The organism is Mesorhizobium sp. FG116 (genome assembly GCF_057809835.1).
Map to the genome: position 1 here is coordinate 327,879 of NZ_JBMDKS010000002.1, position 24,965 is coordinate 352,843.

At 58.0% G+C, this 24,965-nt stretch carries 20 protein-coding genes; 16 read left to right on the forward strand and 4 right to left on the reverse strand.

Annotated features, from left to right (window positions below):
• Positions 1-234: 234 nt before the first annotated feature.
• The 7 genes from ACODTY_RS03540 to ACODTY_RS03570 all read left to right on the forward strand — a co-directional run bounded on the left by ACODTY_RS03540 (position 235) and on the right by ACODTY_RS03570 (position 9,634).
• Entirely contained in the window at positions 235-2,898 is a 2,664-nt protein-coding gene (locus ACODTY_RS03540; protein WP_488992895.1) for a bifunctional diguanylate cyclase/phosphodiesterase, read from the forward strand.
• Between the two features lie 456 nt (positions 2,899-3,354).
• The gene (locus ACODTY_RS03545) at positions 3,355-4,281 is read left to right on the forward strand and encodes a Bug family tripartite tricarboxylate transporter substrate binding protein (RefSeq protein ID WP_488992896.1); all 927 of its coding nucleotides are present in this window, start codon (positions 3,355-3,357) and stop codon (positions 4,279-4,281) included.
• Between the two features lie 70 nt (positions 4,282-4,351).
• Positions 4,352-4,870 (forward strand): tripartite tricarboxylate transporter TctB family protein, encoded by a 519-nt coding sequence (locus ACODTY_RS03550; RefSeq protein WP_488992897.1) that lies wholly within the window; start codon positions 4,352-4,354, stop codon positions 4,868-4,870.
• 15 nt (positions 4,871-4,885) lie between these two features.
• A complete protein-coding gene (locus tag ACODTY_RS03555; protein WP_488992898.1) occupies positions 4,886-6,376 on the forward strand; it encodes a tripartite tricarboxylate transporter permease in 1,491 nt (496 codons plus the stop codon).
• A gap of 103 nt (positions 6,377-6,479) precedes the next feature.
• Positions 6,480-7,841 carry an MmgE/PrpD family protein gene (locus ACODTY_RS03560; protein ID WP_488992930.1) on the forward strand — a complete coding sequence of 454 codons (1,362 nt, stop codon included), beginning with the start codon at positions 6,480-6,482 and terminating at the stop codon, positions 7,839-7,841.
• Entirely contained in the window at positions 7,838-8,584 is a 747-nt protein-coding gene (locus ACODTY_RS03565; RefSeq protein ID WP_488992899.1) for an SDR family oxidoreductase, read from the forward strand. The genes ACODTY_RS03560 and ACODTY_RS03565 overlap by 4 nt, the downstream gene beginning before the upstream one ends.
• A complete protein-coding gene (locus ACODTY_RS03570) occupies positions 8,585-9,634 on the forward strand; it encodes an AbrB family transcriptional regulator (RefSeq protein WP_488992900.1) in 1,050 nt (349 codons plus the stop codon).
• 281 nt (positions 9,635-9,915) lie between these two features.
• On the opposite strand, the gene ACODTY_RS03575 is transcribed toward ACODTY_RS03570, so the two are convergent.
• From ACODTY_RS03575 to ACODTY_RS03585, 3 genes are all read right to left on the reverse strand, one after another.
• Positions 9,916-10,830 (reverse strand): PdxA family dehydrogenase, encoded by a 915-nt coding sequence (locus ACODTY_RS03575; protein ID WP_488992901.1) that lies wholly within the window; start codon positions 10,828-10,830, stop codon positions 9,916-9,918.
• 86 nt (positions 10,831-10,916) lie between these two features.
• Positions 10,917-12,029, reverse strand: coding sequence for a tartrate dehydrogenase (locus tag ACODTY_RS03580; protein WP_488992902.1), 1,113 nt, complete (start codon positions 12,027-12,029; stop codon positions 10,917-10,919).
• Positions 12,030-12,041: 12 nt separating this feature from the next.
• Positions 12,042-13,118, reverse strand: a complete 1,077-nt coding sequence (locus tag ACODTY_RS03585) for a tartrate dehydrogenase (protein WP_488992903.1) — start codon at positions 13,116-13,118, stop codon at positions 12,042-12,044.
• A gap of 145 nt (positions 13,119-13,263) precedes the next feature.
• Between ACODTY_RS03585 and ACODTY_RS03590 the strand changes: the two genes are divergently transcribed.
• The 9 genes from ACODTY_RS03590 (at position 13,264) to ACODTY_RS03630 (ending at position 24,472) form a co-directional block, all read left to right on the forward strand.
• Complete coding sequence (locus ACODTY_RS03590; protein WP_488992904.1) at positions 13,264-14,244, forward strand: alpha/beta fold hydrolase; 981 nt, start codon at positions 13,264-13,266, stop codon at positions 14,242-14,244.
• A gap of 212 nt (positions 14,245-14,456) precedes the next feature.
• Positions 14,457-15,524, forward strand: coding sequence for an ABC transporter ATP-binding protein (locus ACODTY_RS03595; protein ID WP_488992905.1), 1,068 nt, complete (start codon positions 14,457-14,459; stop codon positions 15,522-15,524).
• A gap of 15 nt (positions 15,525-15,539) precedes the next feature.
• On the forward strand, positions 15,540-16,586 hold the full coding sequence (locus ACODTY_RS03600) for an ABC transporter substrate-binding protein (protein WP_488992906.1): 1,047 nt from the start codon (positions 15,540-15,542) through the stop codon (positions 16,584-16,586).
• 85 nt (positions 16,587-16,671) lie between these two features.
• Positions 16,672-18,393 carry an ABC transporter permease gene (locus tag ACODTY_RS03605; protein ID WP_488992907.1) on the forward strand — a complete coding sequence of 574 codons (1,722 nt, stop codon included), beginning with the start codon at positions 16,672-16,674 and terminating at the stop codon, positions 18,391-18,393.
• A 165-nt stretch (positions 18,394-18,558) separates the two neighbouring features.
• Positions 18,559-19,314, forward strand: coding sequence for an FCD domain-containing protein (locus ACODTY_RS03610; RefSeq protein WP_488992908.1), 756 nt, complete (start codon positions 18,559-18,561; stop codon positions 19,312-19,314).
• 126 nt (positions 19,315-19,440) lie between these two features.
• Positions 19,441-20,856, forward strand: a complete 1,416-nt coding sequence (locus tag ACODTY_RS03615) for an MmgE/PrpD family protein (RefSeq protein WP_488992909.1) — start codon at positions 19,441-19,443, stop codon at positions 20,854-20,856.
• A 14-nt stretch (positions 20,857-20,870) separates the two neighbouring features.
• Positions 20,871-21,971 carry an AbrB family transcriptional regulator gene (locus tag ACODTY_RS03620; RefSeq protein WP_488992910.1) on the forward strand — a complete coding sequence of 367 codons (1,101 nt, stop codon included), beginning with the start codon at positions 20,871-20,873 and terminating at the stop codon, positions 21,969-21,971.
• Positions 21,972-22,007: 36 nt separating this feature from the next.
• On the forward strand, positions 22,008-23,357 hold the full coding sequence (locus tag ACODTY_RS03625; protein ID WP_488992911.1) for an MmgE/PrpD family protein: 1,350 nt from the start codon (positions 22,008-22,010) through the stop codon (positions 23,355-23,357).
• A 26-nt stretch (positions 23,358-23,383) separates the two neighbouring features.
• Complete coding sequence (locus ACODTY_RS03630) at positions 23,384-24,472, forward strand: isocitrate/isopropylmalate dehydrogenase family protein (RefSeq protein ID WP_488992912.1); 1,089 nt, start codon at positions 23,384-23,386, stop codon at positions 24,470-24,472.
• Positions 24,473-24,708: 236 nt separating this feature from the next.
• Here the strand turns inward: ACODTY_RS03630 and ACODTY_RS03635 are convergent.
• Positions 24,709-24,965 (reverse strand): transporter substrate-binding protein (locus ACODTY_RS03635; RefSeq protein WP_488992913.1); only part of this gene is annotated, 257 nt, incomplete at its 5' end.

Genomic DNA, 24,965 nt, shown 5'->3' on the forward strand with positions numbered 1-24,965 from the left:
GCAATGTCTTAACCGAATGGAATTTCGTGTAGCGAAAGCGGTGATACACTTTTTGCTGATGCGCTGAAATCGATTTTCGGGACCACTGCGGGCGCTCGTTTGGGCCACATGATGAAGTGGCGAGAGCCGAACGACCTTTCAGTGTTTTGTACGTAACACTGCAAGGCTAATTTAAGTTAGTTGCATTTAAGGTGACCGCGAGACGCCACAGGTGCGTTTAACATCAGCGGTACGATGCGTTTGTCTATCGTCAAATTTCGTCGGCTTTGGCATGCCGTAGCAACATGGTCGAACATCCCCGCGGCGATCGCAACGGCCGTGCTTTTGCTGGCCGCGTTTTTTGCCGACTATCAGAACAAGATCGTGTCAGAGCAGTCGCTGCGGGCGGAAGTTGCCAGTCACGTCAATCTCATTCGCGCCAAGCTCGAAGGCCACATCAACGCTGATATCCAGCTTGTCCGCGGCCTTGTCGCAACGATTGTCACTGAACCGGATATGAAGCAGGACCGCTTTGCCGAGCTTGCGAAGAATGTGTTCCAGGAAGAGAGCCAGCTTCGCAATATCGCCGGCGCGCCCGGCCTCGTCATTACCTTGATGTACCCGCTGGAAGGGAACGAGAAAGCGGTAGGGCTGGACTACAACAAGGACGAAAAGCAGCGCGAAGCGGCCCTCCGGGCCCGCGATACACACCAAATGATACTGGCTGGGCCGGTCGACCTGCGCCAGGGCGGGCAGGGGTTTATCGGCCGGTTTCCGGTGTTTCTCAACCGGGGTGAGCCCAACGAGACATTTTGGGGTGTGATCTCCGCAGTCATCGACATGCACGAGCTTTATGAGGACTCTGGCCTTCTCGATGAAAACCTGCCGATTGAAATCGCATTGACCGGAAAGGACGCCCTAGGCGGTAGGGGCGCCCGCTTCTACGGCGACGCTCGCATAACCGATGACAAGCCGGTCACAGCGCAGGTTGTTCTTCCAACCGGGTCTTGGCAAATCGACGCGGTTCCCGTGGGCGGATGGGATTCCGCCCGCACCAACTCATGGCTGCTAAGGGCAATACTGCTCGCCGGCGGCTTGCTGGTCATCGGGCCGATTACCGTTGCCGGCAGGTTGTTCAGGGAAAGGCAGGAACACTATCGCGACTTGCACGACAGCGAACAAAGGCTGCGCAGGCTGTCGCGAAGGTTGGAACTGGCGCTTGATGCGTCGCAGCTTGGCGTATGGGAACTCGACCTGCAGACGAATGTGGTCTGGTGGGACGATCGCCTCAACGAAATCTACGGCAGGCCCGCAGACGGAACCCAAAGGCGCCTTGAAGATTGGGCGAATGCCGTCCATCCCGATGATCGGGAGCGCGCCAGGATCGACTTCGAGCGTGGGGTCGCCCAGGGCTTTTACTCATCCGAATACCGGCTGCTTTTGCCCAATGGACAGATCAAGCATATCCGGGCGCGTGCGGTCCGCTACCAGGACGGTGACGAGACGCCCAAACTTGTCGGCGCTGAATGGGATGTTACGGCCGATATCACGCTGACGCGCGAACTGCAGGGTGCGAAAAATCTTGCCGAAATCCGGAATATGGAACTGGTCGAGGCGCAATCGCGCATAGAGCATGATGCGCTGCACGATTCCCTGACCGGACTGCCCAATCGGCGGTATCTGGATAGCGAACTCAAGCGCGCTGGTTCTTTTGCATCCGGCAAGATCGCTATCCTGCATATCGATCTGGATCGCTTCAAGCAGATCAACGATACGCTTGGCCATGCGGCAGGCGACGCCATGCTGATCCATGTGGCTGCGATCCTGAAGTCTGTCGTCAGGCCGGAAGATTTCGTTGCCCGCATCGGTGGAGACGAGTTTGTCGTCCTATGCCGTTCGGGCTTCGATCCGGACCAACTTGGCGTGCTGGCCGACGAGATTATTTCTCAGGTGCGTCAGCCCGTTTACTATCATGGCCATCAATGCCGGTTCGGTGTCAGCATCGGCATTGCGCTTGAGGATGCGGATCTGCCCGATTCGCGGCGGCTTTTGGTGAATGCCGATATCGCGCTCTACCGTGCAAAAAGCATGGGGCGCAACCGACACGAATTTTTCAGCAAAGCCCTGCAGGCCGAGATCGTCAGAACCAAACGCGTGGCTGACGAAATCCTGGGCGGCCTCGAGCGCAATGAATTTTGCGCGCATTACCAACCTCAGTTCGATGCAAGGACCCTGGAAATAGCTGGCGTCGAGGCATTGGCCCGCTGGAACCATCCTCGTGAAGGGCTGCTGACGCCGGACGCGTTCCTTGGCGTGGCCGAGGAACTGAACGTCGTTGCCGATATCGACAAGGTGATCCTCGAGCAGACGCTGGCCAATTTTGCCCGGTGGAAACTGTCGGGCCTGCCGATACCGCGGACATCCGTCAACGTGTCGGCACGACGCCTGCGCGACGAGGAATTGATCAAGAGCCTCAACAAGCTCGACATTCCATCCGGGGCGGTTTCATTCGAACTCGTCGAGTCGATCTTTCTCGATGAAAACGATGAAGTCGTCGTGCGCAATGTCGAGCAAATCAAGAAGCTCGGCATAGACATCGAGATCGACGATTTCGGCACCGGCTATGCGTCGATCGTCAGCCTGCTTCGGCTTCAGCCGCGCCGCCTGAAGATCGCCCGCCAGCTTATCGTGCCGATCGTGGAGTCGCCCAAGCAACGCCAAGTGGTCGCTTCCATCATCGACATCGGCAAGTCTCTTGGCATTGAAGTGGTGGCGGAGGGCGTCGAGACAATGCAGCACGCCCAGATGTTGCGCGACATGGGTTGTGACCTGCTGCAAGGCTTTGCGCTGTGCCGGCCGCTGACCGAGACGGCTCTGACCGAGTTCGCGCGCTATCGCAAGCAACGCCGCGCGATTTGAATTACGAAAATCTGAGGTAGCGAGCTGACCAGCACTTTGGGTGCGGTGGCATTTGTGTGTGCCTTCAATACAGTCGGCACTTTTGCCGATGTGCTCCCACAAAATAATATCATTTCATGCCGATGGCATTGCCGGTTGCGAAGATGCAGCATCTTAGCTCCACTAAGTGTCTCCTTTCCTTGTTAACAGTCGTGGATGTTCGCAAAGGCAGGACGTTCGCCAACGATTGTCGACTCGCTCCTTGTTGCTCGTCGGTAATTCTCGCAGGCCGAATTTGGGCGAGGTCGAGAAAATGTTATCGTGCTGAGAATTGTAGACACTTGACAATTTACAAATAGGCTATCAGTGTCCGGCTATTGGGAGATGAGGTGCAGCAAGCTCTTCGTTCACCCGACTAAAAGCTTACGTGAGCTCTGGGAGGGCTTCATGAGGGGATACCTATTCGCAGCCGGCGCATTGGCGCTCGGCGCCGTCTCATTTTCGTTGCCTGCAACCGCGCAAGACTATCCGAAAGACACAGTAACGCTGGTTACACACTCCAGTGTGGGTGGAGGCAGCGACGTGTTCTTGCGTGAGTTGTCGAAATATCTATCGTCCGCGTTGGGCGCCAACGTGATCGTTGAAAACGTTACAGGCGGCTCGGGCGCGAACGCCTTGGCGCGCCTTGCATCGGCACCCGCAGACGGTTCCATTTTCTACGCGACGACACCGACATTCATTTACACCTCGCTCCTCAGCAATCCAGATGCGACGTACAAGGACCTGGAGCCGGTGGTGAATGTTTTTACCGATCCAGAGGTGATCTACACGGCGGCCAATAGTCCGTACGAAACACTGCAGGCGGTCATAGACCATGCCAAGGCAGAACGCGGTACCTGGGGAGCAGCTAATCCGGCTTCGCTCGAGCGGCAACTCCTGGAACGCCTGAAAGCGGTTGCCGGCGCCCAAAACGCCGCGATCGTTACCCATGAAGGCGGTGGCGACATGATGATCAACGTCCTCAATGGGACGCTTGATGTCGGTGTAGGCGAAGTGCAGGAGGTGAAGTCGCAACTGGAAGCAAAGCAGATCCGCATCCTGGCGACTTTCAGCGATGAAAAGCTTGAAACCCTGCCTGATGTGCCGACCGTCAAATCTCTTGGTTATGACGTGGTCGCGCGGAAATTCCGCGGAATCGCCGGCCCAAAGGGTCTGCCGGCCGATGTCATAGCTGCGTGGGAGAAGGCTATCCCCGAAGTTCTCGAGAATCCTGAATACAAGGCGGCCTACACAGCATCCGACCTTCGGCCGGACTATATCCCTCATGCGGAATACGGCCCGTTCATCGAGAGTTTCGCGGCTGAAACCGAGGCCTTCCTGAAGCAGACAGGCGTCATCAAGTGACTGTCGCTTCGAAGCTCGCTTCCAAGGCTGGATTCCGTTCCAGCTTTTGCGCGAGAGGGATGAAATTTCGATGACGCGGGACTTGATAGGCGGGATTCTGGCGACCCTGCTTGGTGTTGGCTACTTCGCCACTTCCCTTCAGATCAGGGCGAGTTCGCTTGACGATGCGATAGGTCCGGCAGGGCTGCCCAAAGTGCTTGGGGCAACCATGATCGCCTTGGGCATTATTCTCTGCGTCCAGGCGATTATGTCGAAACGACAGAAACGCCGATTGTCAAACACCGCGATGGCTACCGACGTGGTTGTCGATGACGATGAAGCAGAGGAAATCCAGCGGGGTGGATTGGCGGGTATCGCACGCGCGGGCGGACTGCTTGCCATCGGCGTTGCCTACCTTCTGATCGTCAGGACGGTAGGGTATGTGCCGGCTGTTGCCGCGCTTATCGTTGTCGCGGCCCTCTACGGTGGCGCGGCTTTGACGTGGCGGGTCTTTGCGATCGGCGTGGTCGGCGCCGCATTCTACTATCTTCTTTTCGTTGTCGTTCTCGCCATCCCGTTGCCTGCTGGCGAGCTTTTTACATTCTTCTAATTCAGGATTATCGCTTTGGACACGCTTGTTCAGTCCGTCCAGGTCCTGTTCACCACGCCTGCCATCCTTATGGCCGGCATAGGGGTTGCCTGGGGGATACTTGGTGGAGCGCTTCCAGGACTGTCGCCATCCATAACGATGGCTCTCCTGTTGCCATTTACCTATGCGCTTGACCCATCGTCGGCAATCATACTGCTGGCCTCGACATATGTCGGCGCAGAATATGGTGGCTCGATACCTGCGATCCTGATCCGCACGCCCGGCACCAATGCCGCGGCCGCCACAGTGATTGATGGATATGAGATGAACCGGAAAGGGCAAGCCGGCCTCGCGCTCGGCATCTCGCTCTACTCCGGTGTTATCGGCAGCCTGTTCGGGCTTGTGATGCTGGTTGTTCTCAGCGAACCTCTGGCGCGCATCGCGCTTTCCTTCCGTCCTTCGTCCTATTTTGCGCTGGGCATTCTGGGCCTGAGCGTGATCGTCACCCTTTCGGGCGGCTCGCTGGTCAAAGGCATGATTGCGGGCGTGTTTGGCCTGATGGTCGCGACCATTGGTACTGACCCCGTGACCGGCGGGAACCGGTTCACCTTCGGCACGGCCGAACTGCTCGGCGGAATCGAACCGGTTCTCGTTATGGTCGGCCTGTTCGCGGTGAGCGAACTCCTTGTGCAGGCGGCGCAGAAAGAGGCGCCGATCCGCATGGAGAGCAAGGCCAGAATCCAGTTCCCCGGGTGGAAGCTGGCCAAGCGCTTGTTGCCTTCGCAGATGATCGGAAATGTGGTCGGCACTTTTGAGGGCATCATGCCGGGTGCCGGCGGAACGGTTGCTTCGTTCATCGCCTACAACGAGGCAAAGCGCTGGTCACGCCACAAGGAGGAGTTCGGCAAGGGATCGCCCGAGGGCATCGCGGCACCGGAAACCGCCAACAATACCGTTTCGGCAACGGCCATCATTCCACTACTTGCCTTTGGCATTCCGGGCTCGAACTCGACCGCGGTTCTGCTCGGCGGCTTTTTGATCCACGGCATCACCGTTGGTCCGATGATTTTTGTCAAATCGGCTTCTGTGGTGCACGGCCTTTATGGCGGACTGTTCGTTGCCTCCATCGCCCAACTCTTTATCGGCATGGCAATGATGGGGCCGTGCATTTGGCTGGTTAACCGCCCGCGCGCCTATCTCAACGCGTTCATCTTTGCGCTCATATTCTCAGGCGTATTTTCGATCCACCAGAGTCTTTTTGACCTGGGTCTTGTTCTCGCCGCAGGCGTTGTCGGCTTCTTCATGCGACTTTTGAACATTCCGTTCCTGCCGACCGTGCTTGGCCTGGTTCTCGGCTTCCTTGTCGAAAGCAACTACCGCCGGGCACTCGTGGTTTCGGGTGGCGACTATTCAGTCTTCCTGACTGACCCGATCTCGCTCGGTTTCCTAACCGTCGCGGCACTTTTTGTGGTCGGTTCCGTCAGCAAACCCCTTCTCGCGAAAATGAAGGCCCGGCGTCTGTCTTAGGGCAGCCGGGAAACCTGAAAGCAAAAGTTCATGTTGGCCGAGGCAACCGGGTGCGACCGCCGGAGAGGTAGTTGAGAATTCGATGAGTGATATGACGTTTTCTATGCAACTGGCGAAATGGGGAGCGGCACTGACGCCGGGCTCGATTCCGGCCAGCATGGTCGAAAAGGCGGAGGCGATCCTTATTGATGTCGGTGGCCTGTGCCTGGCCGCTCGCCAGAAGGACTATGTCGAAAGCATCGTCGCCTCCGGGGAACTCGGACGCCACGTGGCGATTGGCCATTCGACGCGACTGACAGCAGCGGACGCAGCGCTTGTCAACGGTACCGCCGCTCACGGAGAGGATTTCGACGATACCTTCGAGGGTGGCCCGGTTCATTCCGGAGCGGTGATCGTGCCAGCCGTGCTTGCAATCGCCGAGCGCGAGGGTTTGGCGGGTGAACGTGTCATGCTTGGCATTTCCGCCGGCACGGAGCTTCTTTGCAGACTGGGCCTTGTCGCGCCCAAGGCGATTCACAAGGCCGGCTTTCATCCAACCGCTGTGCTGGGATCGCTGGCCGCATCGTTTGCAGTTGGGGTCGCGGTTGGCGCAAGCGCAAAGGATTTGAAGAACGCGCTCGGTATTGCCGGTTCGACCGCGTCTGGAATTATCGAGTATCTTGGGGATGGAAGCTGGACCAAGCGCATGCATGCGGGTTGGTCTGCACAAGCGGGCCTTCGGGCTGCACTGATGGGTCGCGCAGGATTCCTGGGGCCTCGCGCGGTCCTGGAAGGTGAGCATGGATTTTTCAGGGCGTTCGCACCCTCCGTAGCTCCAATGTTTGGCAAGCTGTTCGATGATCTCGGAAAAGTTTGGGTCGCCGAGACGATCAGCTTCAAGCCCTATCCCTGCGGTACAATGGCCCAGCCATACATCGACTGCGCATTGCAGTTGCGAGAGGAGGGTATGCGTACGAGCGAGATTGTGGCGATCGAATGCAGTACTTCCGAGGGTTACGTGCACCGCTTGTGGGAACCGCTGGCGCTCAAGCGCAAGCCGCCCACCGACTATGCCGCGAAGTTCAGCGTTCCCTTCGCGATCGCGCTTGGATTGGAACGCGGGCGTGCAGGGCTGGCGGATTTTTCCGACGCCGCGATCCAAGATCCCAAGCTCTTGAGACTAACTAATCTTGTCACATACGAGATTGATTCCAACGACCCTTACCCGTCCCGCTTTACCGGTCATGTCAGGGTCAAGACCAAGGGCGGGCGCGTTTTTGAAGCTCGCAAAGATCATATGCGCGGCGGTGTGGACGAGCCGATGAACAGGCACGAAGTGGCGGAGAAATTCTTGGCGAATGTACGCTATGGCGGAATCGAATGCGGCGAGAAACTTCTCGATCTGAGCAGTGGGCTGTTTCGTAGTGATGATGTTGCCAGCACGATGTCTGGCTTCGTTATTGAAGAAAAGAAGGGGATAAAATGAGCGCTCGTGAGCTTGAAGGCCGGGTTGCCATCGTCACTGGAGCGTCACGCAACATAGGACGGTCGATTGCCGTGGCGCTTGGAGAAGGCGGTGCACATGTGCTTGTCCATGCACAGCGCGACAGGGACAGTGCAGAGCAAACAGCGAGCAGCGTGGAAGCTGCGGGAGGAAGAGCCGAGATCGTGCTTGGTGACCTTGCAGATCCGGCAGTTCCGGCCCGGCTGGTAGAGAATGCACTCGCCATGTTTGGAAAACTCGACATTGTGGTGGCGAATGCGGCCGTCCGACCGGAGGCTACGATCGACGAATTGAGTTATGAAAGTTGGCGCAGCGTAATGGCGCTGTGTCTCGACAGTGTATTCCTGCTAACGCAGGCCGCGATCAAGCCGCTGCGGCTCAGCGAGCAGGCGGCAATCGTGACGATCGGCGGCCTGACCGGACATAGCGGTGCGGCAAACAGGGCGCATGTTATCGCGGCAAAGGCCGGACTTGTGGGGTTGACCAAGGCGCTCGCCCACGATCTTGGAAAAGATGCCATTACGGTCAACTGCGTGGCGCCCGGGCTTATTGAAACGAAACGTACGGGCGCTGACCCCAAGCATCATGCAAGCCGCTCGAATGTGCTGGGACATCACGGGACAACGCAGGATGTTGCCGGCATGGTGCGGATCCTGGCGGGCCCAGCAATGCGCTATGTCACAGGACAAACAATCCATGTGAATGGCGGCGCGCTCATGGTGTAGGTGTTGCCAGGTAGGCCGTCACCGCTGCTGACAGCGGCAACTATCACTGTGGCAACGCTTGGCGCGCTGGCTTTTCGTGCGTTGCATCTGCCGCTGGCCGCCATTCTTGGTTCCATGTTCGGGGCAGCGATTGTTGCAAACATGTTTGGAGAGATGACTGGCGGACGCCAGCTTCGACGCGCCGGTCAGCTCTTCGTTGGTGCCTCGGTCGGTGCGGTGCTTACTCCCGGCGTACTTGCCGAACTTGTCCGCCTGCTTCCGCTCATGCTCGCCGTTGCCGTGGGGTCCAACCTCTTCGGTCTGTTGCTTGCGTTTCCACTGGCGAGGATCGCTGGTGTTGACCGTTTGACCGCAATCCTGGCTTCGTTGCCGGCAGGCATGGCGGAAATGGCAACGTTGGCCAGCGACTTGGGCGCAGACGAACAGGCCGTCGCGATTATTCATACGTTGCGGGTCGTAATGGTGTTGTTGCTGATTCCGCTTTGGATTGGTTTTACGACCATGGGCGCGCCTGCAGCTCAGCCGTTTTCGAAGCTGGACGGGCTGGGTGAGATTCTTGTGTTCGTGTTTGCAGCGGGGGTGGTCGCGGCGGTTGCAACCTATTTCAAGGTGATAAACGCCTGGATCATCTCGCCTATGCTGATGAGTGTCCTCGTCGTCTTGCTTGGACATCAGATGCCACCGGTTCCCACCATAGTCCTGCTCGCCGCACAGATCGCGATCGGCACTTCGCTCGGACTGCGCTTTCGGCTTGATCGGTTGCGACGGTTGCCGAGAGTGGCGATAGGCGGTTGTCTTTCGGCATTTCTGCTGATCGCCGCTGCCTTTGAAGTTCTCGCTTTTGCGGTCCAGAGATTTGGAGCGCTCGACCACGTATCAACGATATTGGCTGTTGCACCGGGCGGTCTCGGTGAGATGATCGCTTCGGCTGTCGCGTTCGGCTTGCTTGCATCCACGGTTGCAGGCTTTCAATTGACGCGATCGGTGCTCACCAACTTGATGGTGCCGCCGATTATTCGCTGGTTAGCCGGCAACCCGAAGTCTGGCTGATAGGTTCTGACCCTAGAGCGCTTCATGGCTAGATGGAATCATTCTGTTTGTCGTGCGGCGAGGTGATCCACGCGAAGGCTTGCGAAGGTCGATGTGGTGCATCGGTCGAGCAAGCCGACAAAGTGGGCGCCCGCCGCAGGCAAACCCGAGGGGCCGGGCCGGTTTGGGCCAAATCCTTCGGCCTTCGTCTCGACCGCACCGCCAGTGCGCTCCTTGCCGAAGTCCTCGACCTTGTCCCAAACCATCGCCGGCAGAATGGTTCAATCTAACCACGAAACGCTCTAGTGCGTCGATTTCACCGCCAATCGGCTGGCCAGGACGATTGCCGCCTCAAACGCGCCTGTGCTTGCAACACCGTTGCCCACGATATCAAAAGCCGTGCCATGGGCCGGAGTCGTGAAAACAATATCGAGGCCGGCCGTGACCGTTACGCCGCGATTGAAGCCGCGCATCTTCGTCGCGATCTGACCTTGGTCATGATACATTGAAAGCACGCCATCGTACTCACCCGCAAAGGCCTTCAGATAAACCGTGTCTGAGGGGAATGGTCCTCGGCAGACGATGCCCTTGGCGGACATTGCCTCTACAGCCGGCCGGATAATTTCGATCTCTTCCATGCCGAACAGACCGCCTTCACCACCATGCGGGTTGAGTGCGGCGACCGCCAGGCGAGGCACGGCAATGCCTGCCTTTTCCATCATTGTTGTTGCCAGCAGAATTGCGGCTTCAATGGCGGGGCGGTCGATTTGATCTAGCGCCTGTCGTAGCGAGACATGCGATGTGACGCGAGACATCCACTGGTTGTCGAGCACATTCATCTCGCTGAAATAGCCGGTGTGTCCGAGAAGATGCGCGAACATCTTGTGCTCGTCGGGAAACTGCCACCCGCCGTCGTACATTGCGCGCTTGTTGAGCGGAGCAAAAGTGACGGCGTCGACCTGTCCGGCCTTAGCGAATTCGATGGCGCGCGACAGAGTTTCGCCAGTGACGCGACCCGACCCGGCACTGGCGGCACCTGGTGCGTACAATCCCGGATCGGTGTTTGCGAGATCAATGAGCGGTACCGCCGAATCTGACCAGTCGATCGAGGCGGGGTTCTCGTAGCGTCGATAGCCGAACGAAACACCGGCTTGTTTCATTCCAAGATCCAAGACACGAGCATCGCCGATGACGGCAATCCTGGCAGTTTTCGTCATCCGGCGATCATGCAGCACGCGTGCCGTCAGTTCGGGGCCAATGCCGGTCGCATCTCCAGGGGTCAAAGCGATGATTGGGAGCGCGCTCATCTGGTTCTCCTAGCGCCCGTTTCTGGCGAGGATGCTGCGGCTAGTGCTGCTACGACGGCCTTGCCACATGTCGCTGTATCGGCGCTTCCGCCAAGATCGCGAGTGCGCAACTTCGGATCGGCCAAGACAGCCTCTATGGCGGAGACAATTGCCGCGGCTGCATGCGGGTGCCCGAGATGGTCGAGCAGCATGGCGCCGGCCCAGATTTGGCCGATCGGGTTGGCGATGCCTTTACCGGCAATATCGGGCGCCGAGCCATGCACCGGCTCGAACAGCGACGGGAAATTGCGTTCCGGGTTGAGATTGGCGGAGGGGGCGATGCCGATCGTACCGGTGCAGGCAGGGCCGAGGTCGGACAGGATGTCGCCGAACAGATTTGATGCGACCACGACGTTGAAACGGTCCGGGTTGAGGACGAAGTGCGCGCACAGTATGTCGATGTGATACTTGTCCCAACGCACATCGGGGTAGGCGGTAGCCATCTCTTCCACCCGCTCGTCCCAGTAGGGCATGGTGATGGATATGCCATTCGACTTCGTCGCGGAAGTAAGGTGCTTCTTGCTGCTTTTTTGGGCCAGGTCGAATGCGAATTTGAGGATTCGGTCGATGCCTACGCGGCTCATCACCGTTTCCTGCACGACGATCTCGCGAGCAGTTCCCGGATACATCTTGCCGCCAATCGAGGAATATTCGCCCTCGGTGTTTTCCCGAACGACCAAGAAGTCGATATCGCCCGGTTTCCGGTCGGCCAGAGGCGAGCGCACTCCGGGCATAAGGCGGACAGGGCGAAGATTTACGTACTGGTCGAATTCACGCCGGAACTGCAGAAGTGAGCCCCAAAGCGAGATGTGGTCGGGAACCGTTTGCGGCCAACCTACGGCACCAAAATAGATGGCTTCATGACCGCCGATCTGGTCCTTCCAGTCCTCCGGCATCATACGACCGTGCTTCGAATAGTAGTCGCAGGAGGCAAAATCGAAGGTATCGAAGTGGAGATCGAGGCAGAATTTGGTAGCTGCCGCTTTGAGGACACGAACCCCTTCCGGCACCACTTCGTTGCCTATCCCATCGCCGGGAATGACCGCTATCCTGAGTTGCCTGGCTGTCAAGTGACGTCCTCCCTACAAGTTGTCGCCTGCAATTGCGGCGCAGACTGCTTCTGTGACCTGTTTTGTGGTCGCACTGCCGCCAAGGTCGGGTGTGTGGAGTGAGGTGTCAGCGGTGACGCGCTCGATGGCGCGCATCAGTCGCTTCGCCGCCGCTGCTTCGCCGAGATGTTCCAACATCATTACCGCGGACCAGAAGGTTCCGATGGGGTTGGCGATGCCCTTGCCGGTGATATCGAAGGCCGAACCGTGGATCGGCTCGAACATGGAGGGAAACCGCCTGCTCGGGTTGAGATTGGCAGTCGGGGCGACGCCGATCGATCCTGCAAGGGCTGCCGCAAGATCAGATAGAATGTCGGCATGCAGGTTGGTGGCGACGATGGTATCCAGCGAAGCGGGGTCGAGCGTCATTCGAACAGTCATCGCATCGACCAGCATTCTGTCCCAAGTGACATCCGGATAATCGGTGGCTACCTCGCTCGCAATGTCATCCCAGAGCACCATGCCGTGGCGCTGGGCATTGGATTTGGTGACCACGGTCAGCAGTTTGCGGGAGCGGGAATTGGCAAGGTCGAAGGCAAAACGCATGATGCGTTCGGCGCCAACACGCGTAAAAATCGAAACCTCCGTCGCGACTTCCTCCGGCAATCCCCGGTGGGAACGTCCGCCTTGGCCAGCGTATTCGCCCTCGGAATTTTCGCGTACGATTACCCAATCGAGATCTTGCCGTGTGACGTCCCGAAGGGGACTTTCGATGCCGGGCAAGATGCGGATCGGGCGCACATTCGCGTATTGGTCGAAGGGCTGGCAGATTGCCAGACGCAGTCCCCACAACGTCAGATGATCGGCGATATCGGGTGCACCGACAGCACCGAAAAATATGGCGTCGAATGATTTCAAACGTTCGGAACCATCGGCGGGCATCATCGCGCCGTGTGCCTTGTAGTAGTCGGACCCCCAATCGAAGTGTTCCACTTTGAGGTTGAAACCACCGTCGCGTGTCTGGGAGGCGGCGAGCGCGCGCAAGCCCGCCGCTATGACCTCTTTGCCAATTCCATCACCAGGAATGGCGGCGATCCGATAATTCTTCATATGGACCCCTTTCCGATCATTTGCACAGATCAGAACCTCTGATGTCCAATTGCCAAAAAATTGTCAATTAAAAACTGTTGACAATTTTGACTGCTAGATCGATGTATGGAGACATCAAACTAGGTTTGGCGTGAAGGAGGGCGTGATGTCATTGCCAGTAGGGCAGGGGTCGCTCACGATGCCGCAGCTTCCCAATGATCATCGTGGACTGATGAATGGCTTCCGCTATGAGCGGGTGCGCACGACAGGCGCGGAGATCAATGTAGCGATCGGTGGAGAGGGCCCACCGCTTCTACTCTTGCACGGCAATCCCCTAACTCATGTGAGCTGGCACAAGATTGCTCCGACATTGATGAAGAGCTTTACAGTCGTGGCGCCAGATTTGCGCGGTTATGGCGACAGCTCGAAGCCCGAGGGCGGATTGGATCACTCAGCTTATTCTTTTCGGGCCATGGGCGAAGATAACGCCGAGGTCATGTCGCATTTCGGCTTTGATCAGTTTCAGGTCGCGGGCCACGATCGCGGTGCGCGTGTTGGATTTCGCATGGCGCTCGACTTTCCCGACCGCATAGAGCGGCTGGCTGCTCTCGACATTGTGCCTACACACCACGCATTGACGACGGTTACCCTGGGCTGGGGTCTTGAGGCTTATCACTGGTTCTTCATGGCCCAGAAAGCTCCTTTCCCGGAAAAACTGCTTTGCGCCGATCTCAATTATTACATGGACTACAAGCTAAACAAGAAAGGGGTCGGGCTCGACATCTTCAGCGCGCAGGCGATGGCTGAATATAAGCGCTGTGCTACGCCTGAACAGATTCACGCCGTTTGCGAAGACTACCGCGCAACCGTGAGCGTTGATCTGGCGATGGATTCTGCCGACTACGGCAAGCGGACGATTGACTGCCCCGTACTTGTGCTTTGGGGCAGCAACAGCCACTGCGGGCGGCATTTCCAACCACTGGAGGCCTGGGCGCCGTGGGCACGTGTTCTGCAAGGATGGGCGTTGCCCACCGGCCACTACCCTCAGGAGCAGAGGCCCGATCTGGTTTACGAAGCGCTCTGGAATTTCTTCAGGGGACGCGCACCTTCGCAGGGGCCTGACGACGCAGGTCAAAGCGCCGACTGAACATTGCGGCCAGCCCCGCAGGCTGGGCCGCGCGATCCAATTCGACATTCGTCTGGATCGTAGCGAGTCGGCCGAGGGCGATAGTGTTGGCTACCCTTCAGCCAGGTAGTTTTCGTGATTGGTAATCTGTTGACAATCTGCAATTTGAACCATAGGCTTTTTAAAATACGACGGAGCAGTCCTAATCGGACTCCGTCACACGGGGAGGTGTGATGTCGTTTCTCGAACTGGATGGCTTGGCCAAGAGCTATGGCTCCCTGACTGTCGTCAAAAACGTCAATCTCTCGGTCGATAAAGGGAAACTTGTGTGCCTGCTTGGGCCATCAGGCTGCGGCAAAACCACCACTCTTCGGCTCATTGCAGGCTTTGTTCCGGCAAATGAGGGGGAAATCCGGGTTGGAGGACAGACGGTATCCTCCGCGCATTCGACAGTTCCTCCTGAAGCCCGGAACATGTCCATGATTTTTCAGAGCTATGCGCTTTGGCCTCACATGACAGTGTTCCAGAACGTCGCCTATGGCCTGAAGCTGCGTAAGGTTCCTGGCGACGAGACGGCCGCGCGAGTCCGTACAATTCTGGCCGCGACACAACTTACTCCGCTTGAGGGGCGCTACCCTGGAGAACTCTCAGGGGGCCAGCAGCAACGTGTTTCGTTGGCGCGGGCACTGGTCGTCAAACCTGAAATACTGCTCCTCGATGAGCCATTGTCCAATCTTGACGCCAATCTGCGAGAGGAAATGCGTTTCGAAATCCGGCGCCTGCACGATGAGTTTCGCTACACCACAGTCTATGTGACGCACGACCAGGTGGAAGCGATGACCACGGCAGACATCATCGTGGTGATGAACGATGGAAGAATAGAGCAGGCGGGCGCGCCAGAAGATATCTACCAGCGACCCAAGACCGAATTCGTGGCGAGGTTCATTGGTGGCACCAACATATTGAAAGGCCACCGAGGGGCAGGGGATTCTGTCGTTTGTGATGGCGGCCTTGTGTTGCGCTGTGCCAGCGGCGAATTCGCCTCAGCCGGCCAGACGGCGGTCTCCGTTCGTCATCACGACATCCATTTGTCCGAGGCCAAGCCGGCGAATGCAGATACCAACTGGGCAACTGGAACCGTCAAGCGCCAGATCTATCTGGGCTCGCACCGGGACTACCTCGTTTCGCTGGCTGGTGGAGAAACGGTGCGCACGATCGCGCCGGTCAATGTCGCGATCCCGGTTGGTCAGCAAGTCTGGTTGAACTTTCCGCCAGAAAACTGTCGGGCACTCGCGCAATAACGGAGGAAACAAGACATGTGGAATAAGCAAATAACCGCGGCCCTACTCGCGGTGGGTATGATGGCCCCTTCCGTCGTCATGGCAGAGGCGCCGGCGCCATACCAGGTGACGCCGGAGCTTGAGGCGGCGGCCAAATCTGAGGGCAATGTCGTATTCTATACCGCGACCGACGTGACGGTGGCGGAGAAGCTCGCGGAACTGTTCAAGACGAAGTACCCCGAGATTACAGTTCAGGTGGAACGTGCAGGCTCGGAGCGCGTGTTTCAGCGCATCGGACAGGAATACTCCACGGGCATCTACAACGCCGATGTCATAGAAACGTCCGATGCAGTGCACTTCGCATACTTCAAACGCGAAGGCTGGCTGGAGCCAATGGTCCCCCAGGTTGTGGCTGACAAATGGCCGACCGAGGAACGCGACCCCGACGGCTTCTTCGCCGCCTATCGCGCCCATCTTTCGGTAATTGCCTATCGCACGGACTTGTTGCCTGAAGCCGAAGCGCCCAAGACCTGGGCAGACCTTCTCGATCCTCGGTTCAAAGGCAAGATGGTGAAGGCGCACCCGGGTTATAGCGGCACAATCATGACCGCCACCTTTGTCTTGAGTAACCTTCTTGGGTGGGACTATTTTGAAAAGCTCGGCGCCCAGGATGTCATGCAGGTCCAGTCTTCGACCGAGCCGCCGAAGAAACTTGCGCAGGGCGAGCGCGCTCTTGAGGTCGACGGAAACGAGTACAACATTTTCCGCCTTCAGGACGAAGGGGCGGCGATCAAGATTGTTTACCCGGATGAGGGTACGCCGCTTGCGGTCGGCAATGCCGCTGTCCTGAAGCATGCGCCGCATGCGAATGCCGCGAAACTTTTCTACGCATTCCTGTTCTCGCTCGACGCCCAGCAGCTCAACAGCGACTTCGGGGGGCTGCGGTCCTTCCATCCGGATGTAAAGGAAAAAGCCAATCGCCGGCCCATATCGCAGATCAAGCTCTTGAACTCCGACCCTGCTTTGCTTGAGCCGGAGATCCCGACGATCAAGTCACACTACGAGAAGTACTTCGGCACTTGATGTTCTGACTTTCCAAAGCTCGCGACCCCGCCGGGACTAGGCCCGGCGGCGGTTTTCCCAACAAACTCAGTCCGGTACGAGGACAATGACCAGCATCGCACTCAATCAGGCCCCAGGGCGCCGCGGCATTGACCTTTCCTGGCCCACCTTCGGCCTGTTGACCATTGTGCTGGGCATATTGGTCATCCTGCCGCTGTTCTGGCTTGTCTACTACAGTTTTCGAAGCGATGCGGGCGGTGGCGCGACACTCGACAATTTTGTAGCCCTCGTCACCGATCCGGCACTTTTCAGAGCCTACGCGCTGGCGATTGGAATGGCGCTTGGCGTAGGCCTTCTGGCATGCCTGATCGCTACACCGATGGCGTGGCTGGTAGCACGCACCGACCTGCCGGGACGCCGCCATATCCGCATGTTGGTCACCGCCTCGTTCGTAACGCCGCCGTTCCTCGGCGCAATCGCGTACGAGATCATCGCGGCCCCAAACAGTGGCATCGTCAATATCCTTTACCGGTACGTTTTCGACCTCGATCCCGGTGTGTATCTTGTCAACATATACACGTTTACCGGGCTGGTTTTTGCCATTGCCTGCTTCACGTTTCCCTATGTGTTCACACTTGTCGCGAATGCGCTGGACCGGGTGCCGGCCGATCTAGAGGACGCCTCTGCAATTCTTGGAGGCTCGTCGTTGACGACCTTGCGCAAGGTGACGATCCCGATGGTTCTGCCAGCTATTCTCGCAGGAACGCTGATCGCCATGCTGCAGGCTCTCACAATGTTCGGCTCGCCGGCGATACTGGCACTGCCGGCCGGATTCCATGTCATCACAACCAAGATATGGAGTCTGTTCCAGTTTCCCCCTCGTCTGGGGTTGGCGGCTGCATCTGCTTTGCCTCTTCTGGTGATCACGATGTTGTTGCTGAGAGCGCAGAAGGCCATTCTCGGACGCAGAGGCTACACAGTCCTGGGCGGCAAGAGCGGTACGCCCCGGCTTACCAGTCTCGGATCCTGGAAATGGGTTGCCATTGCGTTTGTGTATGGGGTCCTTTGCCTGACAGTATTCTTTCCCTATGCGGCACTGCTCAAGACCGCGTTCACTGTAACCGTCGGCGATCCGATCAGCTTCGAGACATTGACGCTGCGCCATTGGAACTTCGTCTTGTTTGACTTTTCGGCGACGCGGATGGCTCTGTACAATACCATCCTTCTCGGGTTCCTGACGGCAACCGTTGTAACCGCGATTGCCTTGGTAGTGTCCTATCTCGCGATCCGTAAATCCGTGCCGGGGGCGAAGTATCTCGGTTTTCTGGCTACGGCGCCGGTAGCCATTCCGGGCATTGTGCTCGGCGTCGGCCTTTTCCTGAGCTATGCCAATCCAACCTTTAAACTCTATGGTACGCTGTGGATCTTGCTCATCGCATTCATGACGATTGAGTTACCTGCGGGTTATCAGCAAATGTCGTCGGCGTTTGCCGGCGTTCATCCGGAGTTGGAGGAGGCAGGTCGAATCCTGGGCGCGTCGCGCTTGCGCACACTTTGGGAGATCACCGCACCGCTTTTGCGCACAAGCGTCGTGGCATCGTGGTGCTTTGTTTTCGTTGGGACGATCCGTGAATTATCGGCAACAATCCTGCTGACGACAGCAAACACAAAACTCGTATCGGTGATCATCTATGACCTTAACGAAAGTGGCGATCTCGGTGCAATCTGTGTCCTAGGAATTCTCCTGCTCGTTGCATCATTCGCAGTTGTCTTTGTTGCCAACCGCGTTCCAGTTCTTGGCGGGACGCAGATGAATGCGCGTGGCTAAGCCTGCTTTTCTGAAACGTTCGCGACGGCTCAGTGTGTGGCCATACAGGTTGACCGTCGCTTTTCGTTGTATTTGTTGCTAAATGAGGCGAGAAGGGGTCACGGACTGGCGGACATTTGATACGCGCCATATGCCACTTCGTACTGAAATTCACGATGGTGTTGGATGTCGGACAATCTGAATCAGCCTGCCAATTTCTCCGCGATCGACTTTCTTCGCACGCGATCCCTTGCCAATGTCGTGCAAGCGGAGATCGAGCGCATGATTATCGACGGCGAGTTGAAGCCGAACGAACGCGTCAACGAGAATGGCTTGTCGCAGCATCTTGGCGTCAGTCGTGGGCCAATCCGTGAAGCCTGCAGTGCGTTGGCGGCTATGGGTCTCATCGAGATTATCCCCAATCGCGGCTTCTTCATTCGTGCACTTTCCAACGACGAGGCCCAGGATCTATCGGAAGCGCGCGCTGGCGTTTTTGGATGTATGGCCATGATGCTGGCCGAGCGTGTGACGGACGCTCAGATTTCAACACTGCGCGCACTTTTGCGGCGCATGGATGAGATCGTGGAGCTAGGGGACGTACACGTCTACTATCCCGTCAATCTCGAATTCCATCGGCAGATTGGCCAGATGGCTGGCAATAATCGGCTGCATCAGATTTACCAGAGTTTCGTGCGGGAACTGCATATCCAGAGATATCGGGCGCTCGCGAGCCAGGATGTTCTGAAGATATCCAATTCCGAACATCGCGAGATTGTAGATGCGCTGGAGGCGCGCAATCCGGTCCGCGCGTTGACCGCGGCTCGTACACATATCCTCAACGGTATCGTGCGTACTCGCAATGCAGGTCTCCCAAAGGAAGCCGTGCCTGCGAAAGCGGCACGCAAGTCGCGTACAGCTTCCGACACAGCCGACAAAACCTGACAGCCTCAATCTCCTCGCCAATCTAGGTTGCAACAGTCTGCACAAATCTGTTGACAATTAACAGTTGACGCACCAGTGTCGATCTGAGATTCAGTCTCCAGATAGTTGCGACCGAAGAGGAATGGCATGAACCAAAACAGCGCAATCGATGTCGAGTTGACGAAGTACGTCGCCGAATTCATCGTCCAGACCGAAGTCGGGGATTTGTCAGCCGAGGTTCTCGATCTTGGAAAGAAGTCGATCCTAGATGGATTCGGCTTGGCTCTTTCTGGTTCTGTTGCGAAAAGTGGTGCGCTTGTACGCCGTCATCTGGATGATCTCGGTCTTGGAGATGGCGTCGCCACCGTTATCGGCGGTGGGCGCAAGGTTGCGCCACGTTTTGCGGCGTTTGCCAACGGGGTCGGCATCCACGCGGATGACTATGATGATACTCAGCTTGCCGTCGCCAAGGATCGTGTGTACGGGCTCCTGACGCACCCGACGGCGCCTGCGCTTCCGGCTGCGCTTGCCGTTTCCGAACTGGTCAACGCGTCGGGCTCAAGCTTCATGCTGGCGTACCATCTTGGTGTAGAGGTGGAATGCAAGATCGCCGAGGCTATTGCGCCGCGTCACTATCAGACGGGTTTCCACGCCACCGCAACCTGCGGTCCGTTCGCGGCGGCGGCTGCCAGCGCGAAACTGCTGGGTTTCGACGTTGCCACCACGCAAAGGGCACTTTCGATCGCTGGCAGCCAATCGGCGGGGCTGCGTGAGAACTTCGGCACCATGACCAAGCCGTTTCATGCTGGTCGCGCCTCGGAAAGTGGTGTTACTGCCGCGCAGTTCGCATCTTATGGATGGACTGCTGCGTCGCGCATCCTCGAAGCTCCGCGCGGTTTCTTCTCCGCAGCGGGTGGCGGCTACGACCAGGGCGCAATTGTTGGCAAGCTTGGTGCGCCCTGGACATTTGCCAATCCCGGCGTATCCATCAAGCCGCATCCGTCAGGGTCGCTCACCCATCCTGGCATGACCGAGATGCTGCGCCTCATCAAGGAGCACAAGATTCGTGCCGAGGATGTCAGGCACGTGCGGGTGGGCACCAATTCGAACATGCCCAATGCTCTCATCCATCACCGGCCCAAGGACGAGCTTCAGGCCAAATTCTCGATGGAGTTCTGCATGGCGATCCTGCTCTTGGATGGTCGTGCCGGCCTCAGTGAGTTCACCGATGCGGCGGTCGAGCGAGACGACGTCAAGGCGATGATCGAAAAGGTCGATTTCGTGGTTGATGAGGTTGCAGAAGCTGCCGGTTATCACCTCATGACCACGCTTATCGAGATCAAGCTTGTCGATGGCCGCAAGATTTCCGGTCGTGCGGATTTCGGCAAGGGTAGTCCAGCTTTCCCTATGACCTATGACGAGGTTGCAGGCAAATTTCTTGAAAACGCAGAGTTCGCCGGCATGGGGCACGGCAAGGCTGTCGAGATTGTGGAACTGGTACGGCGGTTGGAGGACCTCGACTCCCTGGATGAAGTCACCCGCCGCCTGATCTCGATTACTTAACCGCGCAAGGCGTCATGATGCATGAACCAGCCACTCTCGGGAGCGGCGGGCAGGGTTATTTTGACCGCCCGCCGGCAAGGATCTGCCTGGCGATCGTGATCGGGATTGCCGGGGCAGGCATTGCCAACCTCGCTACGGTGCCGCTGCCCTATCTCCTGGGGCCACTGGCGACTTGTGCGGTTGCTGCCGTTTGCGGCATGCCTGTCGCGGCGGTTCCTTTTGGTCGCGAACTGGGGCAGGTCGCTGTCGGTCTAGCGATCGGCCTGCGGTTCGTGCCGGCGGTTTTGGTGGCAACCCTGCAGCTTTTGCCGACGATGGTTCTTGTCACAATCGCTACCGTAGTCTTGACGACAATGGCGGCGGTATTGCTGTGCAAACTTGCTGCCATCGATCGTCGCACCGCCTTCTTTGCAACCGCCGCCGCCGGCCTCGCGGAGATGGCGGTAGTCGCGCACCAGAAAGGTGCCGACAGCGATATCGTCGCGGTTGTCCACCTCATTCGGGTGATCACAATCGTAACTACGGTTCCATTTCTTGTTACGATCTTTGGTACGGAAGGAGCAGTTCAATTCGTGCCGATGCGGTTCGAGGGCGAGGCGGCGGCGCTGGTCTTCCTGCTGGTTCTCGCTGCTGCAGCTGCATACCTGGTCAAGCCGCTGAGGTTTCCCAATAGTTGGCTTCTGGTTCCAACTGCTCTTGGTGCGTTGGTCGCCGGCCTGGGTTTGGGACCGTTCGCGGTGCCGCACGCCCTGCTTACCGTTGCCCAAGTCGCGATTGGCATCTGGCTTGGATGTCGTTTTCGTCGAGAGGTAGTTCGGCGACTGCCGAGAGTAACCGTTTCGGCGTTCGTCACGACGGCTCTCCTCGTAGTGGCCGCCTGCGCAGTTGCGTGGGCTTTGTCGGCGACCACTGGTCTTTCCTTCGTGACCAGCCTTCTTGCCGTGGCGCCTGCAGGCGTCACCGAGATGGTTCTGACTGCAACTGCCATGCATCTCGATGCAGCGACTGTAACGGCGTTTCAGATAATGCGCATCGCAGTCGTCATGACCACGATTCTTTTTACTTTCCGGGCTTTCGAAGCCTTATCGCGCCGGATGGACGGCACAAGCATCTGACACGGCGCATCGCCGCCTCTCATGAAAGCAGACACTATGAATGACACCGATATTACCAAGCAACTGGCCAAGTGGACGGTCGAGCTGACAGCAGATAGAATTCCGGGTTCTGTCCGGGCCGAAGGCGTGAGGACTTTCGTAAACTGGCTCGGGTGTGCAGTGGGTGGCGCTACGCATGAGACGGTGGACCGGGCACTCGATGCAGTGCGTAACTTTTCCGGTCCGCAGCGGGCGCAAGTCATTGGCCGAAATGAACGTTTCGACGAACTTCACGCGGCACTTCTCAATGGCATCTCGTCGCATGTTCTCGACTATGACGATACGCATCTGAAAACCATCATCCATCCGGCAGGACCGGTTGCATCTGCTATTCTTGCGGTATCGGAAAGCCATCCGACGAGCGGGCGCGACTTTCTCACCGCACTGATTGCGGGCATCGAGGTGGAGTGCAGGATCGGCAACAGCGTCTATCCCGATCATTACGACCGCGGCTGGCACATTACCGGAACCACCGGCATCTTCGGCGCGGCGGCCGCCACCGGCAAGCTGCTTGGCCTGACACAACAGCAAATGATTTGGGCCTTCGGCATTGCCGCGACCCAGTCGTCGGGGTTGCGCGAAATGTTCGGTACGATGTGCAAAAGCTTCCATCCTGGGCGTGCCGCGCAGAATGGTGCGACGGCTGCTTTCCTGGCAAAGGCGAATTTCGACAGCTCCGAGCGATCCATCGAGGCTCCGCGCGGCTTTGCCAATGTCTTGTCCACCAAGCAGGATTATTCCGAGATCATTGAAGGCCTCGGAGCCCGATGGGAGGCCGGCCTAAATACCTACAAACCATATGCCTGCGGGATCGTCATTCATCCGACGATCGACGGCTGCCAGCAATTGCGCACCCAGATTGGGTCGGCGGTAGAGGGTATTCGCTCGGTAGAGCTTCGAACCCACCCGCTGGTTCTGGAACTGACTGGCAAGACTTCCCCGAGAACCGGGCTGGAGGGCAAGTTCAGCGTTTTCCACGCTGCAGCTTTCGCGCTTTTGCGGGGCGACGGCTCGCCCGCTGCCTTTACGGATGAGGCTGTGCGCGATCCCGCAGTCATTGCGTTGCGCGACAAGGTCACGGCTTTCAGCGATGGTGACGTCAATGAAGATGCGGTCCACATTTCCGTCACGCTTGGCGACGGAAAACGGATTGAACTCCATGTTCCGCACGCCATAGGCAGCCTGGAACGGCCGCTGTCTAACGAGCAGATCACCACCAAGTTCGTCAACCAGTCAGCGCCGGTTATCGGCGAGGATGCCACTAAGGAGCTTCTCGCGCAGGCTTGGGCGCTCGAGGCGACGACGGAAGTTGGTCAGATTTCCCGCGCAACCGCCCTACGGTCGTGATCCTCAATTCAGCAAAGGACCGTTCCATGGAAAACCGCCTTGTGATCGGAATACTCAACGGTGACGACATCGGCCATGAGATTGTGCCGGCAGCGGTCGACGTTACGCGCGCCGCGGCCGCGAAAACGGGCCTTGATATCGATTGGCGACCCTTGCCGATTGGTCGGACGGCGCTCGATACGCATGGCTCGACCTTTCCTGCGGGCACAATGGAAGCACTGTCGAAAATGGACGGCTTTATCCTGGGGCCAATTGGCCACAGGGCCTATCCCAAGGTTGCAGGCGCAATCAATCCTCACCCAATCATGCGCAAGAGCTTTGGCCTGTTTGCCAATGTGCGCCCGACGCGCTCCTATCCCGGGCTCGGCGCTCTGTTCGAAGGCGTCGACCTTGTGATCGTGCGCGAGAACAATGAAGGCTTTCAGCCGGATCGTAATGTGGTTGCGGGGAGTGGCGAATTTCGACCGACCGAAGATGTAACGATTTCAGTGCGCGTCATCACGAGAGCTGGATCCTCGCGTGTTGCCCGCGCCGCTTTTGAGATCGCCCGGCATCGCCGTAAGCGGTTGACGGTCGTTCACAAGGATACGGTCTTCAAACTCGGTTGCGGCATGTTTGTGGAGGAATGTTACCGGGTTGCCAAGGAATTCCCGGATGTGACGGTTGATGAAGTGATCGTCGACACAATGGCGATGCGCCTTGTGCGCGATCCTGAGAGCTTCGACGTGGTGGTGACGACGAATATGTTTGGCGACATCCTCACCGACGAAGCGGCGGGGCTGGTTGGCGGGCTGGGTATGGCTCCAGGCCTATGCATCGGCGAGGGCGATATAGCCATGGCTCAAGCAACTCACGGCTCAGCCCCGGACATCGCCGGCAAGGGTATCGCCAATCCGTTCGCAATGGTCCAGTCGGCCAGGATGATGATCGAGTGGCTGGGCCACAACCGCAAGATTACGGCAGCGGTCGAGGCCGCTGGTTTGATGGATGCCGCGATCGTCAAGGCACTCGCTGATCCCGCTACAAGAACGAAAGATATCAGAGGGACTGGCAATACGGCCGACATGACCCGCGGAATCATCACCGCCATCGAAGGTTTGGCGAGCCGCAACTAGGAGTCGGATGAACCCGGGCGGTTCGGCGCATCCTTACCAGGCCGATCGAGTTCATATCCAAGGTTTGAAAGGGTGCGATACCCGGTGGCGTGATTTTGATTTTCGGCGTAACTTCAGTTTGTTAGCTGAGAAAGCGAAAGCTGTTTCTGGGTCGTCTTGTGGGACTTTGGAGATTCGACACCGACTGATCTTTCAAAGCCTCGAAACCTGAACCCAAATTGCGGAGTGGCGCAGCCTCAATGCCATCCGGCCATTGGGGTTTCGAGTTCGTCTGGGTAGTGGCTGACGAGGTATGGTTCGGGTGCGATGGCGGCTTGGGAGGCAACCAGGATCTCGAACTGGCCGTCGCTGGCGACGCGGCCGATCTTGGGCCAGACATGGGTGTGCGCGTTGACCGGATCGATGCGCACGCGTCCCTGCGGCGCGTCGAACTCTGAACCCAAAATGGCCGGCCGCAGGATGTCGGGCTTGTCGGTGCCGCACTTGCGTAGCG

Coding starts and splice junctions, on each gene's coding strand:
- ACODTY_RS03575 (WP_488992901.1), bottom strand. CDS start 10,830: ATGACGAAAACTGCCAGGATTGCCGTCATCGGCGATGCTCGTGTCTTG.
- ACODTY_RS03585 (WP_488992903.1), bottom strand. CDS start 13,118: ATGAAGAATTATCGGATCGCCGCCATTCCTGGTGATGGAATTGGCAAA.
- ACODTY_RS03615 (WP_488992909.1), top strand. CDS start 19,441: ATGAACCAAAACAGCGCAATCGATGTCGAGTTGACGAAGTACGTCGCC.
- ACODTY_RS03600 (WP_488992906.1), top strand. CDS start 15,540: ATGTGGAATAAGCAAATAACCGCGGCCCTACTCGCGGTGGGTATGATG.
- ACODTY_RS03565 (WP_488992899.1), top strand. CDS start 7,838: ATGAGCGCTCGTGAGCTTGAAGGCCGGGTTGCCATCGTCACTGGAGCG.
- ACODTY_RS03550 (WP_488992897.1), top strand. CDS start 4,352: ATGACGCGGGACTTGATAGGCGGGATTCTGGCGACCCTGCTTGGTGTT.
- ACODTY_RS03560 (WP_488992930.1), top strand. CDS start 6,480: ATGCAACTGGCGAAATGGGGAGCGGCACTGACGCCGGGCTCGATTCCG.
- ACODTY_RS03595 (WP_488992905.1), top strand. CDS start 14,457: ATGTCGTTTCTCGAACTGGATGGCTTGGCCAAGAGCTATGGCTCCCTG.
- ACODTY_RS03610 (WP_488992908.1), top strand. CDS start 18,559: ATGTCGGACAATCTGAATCAGCCTGCCAATTTCTCCGCGATCGACTTT.
- ACODTY_RS03630 (WP_488992912.1), top strand. CDS start 23,384: ATGGAAAACCGCCTTGTGATCGGAATACTCAACGGTGACGACATCGGC.
- ACODTY_RS03605 (WP_488992907.1), top strand. CDS start 16,672: ATGACCAGCATCGCACTCAATCAGGCCCCAGGGCGCCGCGGCATTGAC.
- ACODTY_RS03590 (WP_488992904.1), top strand. CDS start 13,264: ATGTCATTGCCAGTAGGGCAGGGGTCGCTCACGATGCCGCAGCTTCCC.
- ACODTY_RS03540 (WP_488992895.1), top strand. CDS start 235: ATGCGTTTGTCTATCGTCAAATTTCGTCGGCTTTGGCATGCCGTAGCA.
- ACODTY_RS03620 (WP_488992910.1), top strand. CDS start 20,871: ATGATGCATGAACCAGCCACTCTCGGGAGCGGCGGGCAGGGTTATTTT.
- ACODTY_RS03625 (WP_488992911.1), top strand. CDS start 22,008: ATGAATGACACCGATATTACCAAGCAACTGGCCAAGTGGACGGTCGAG.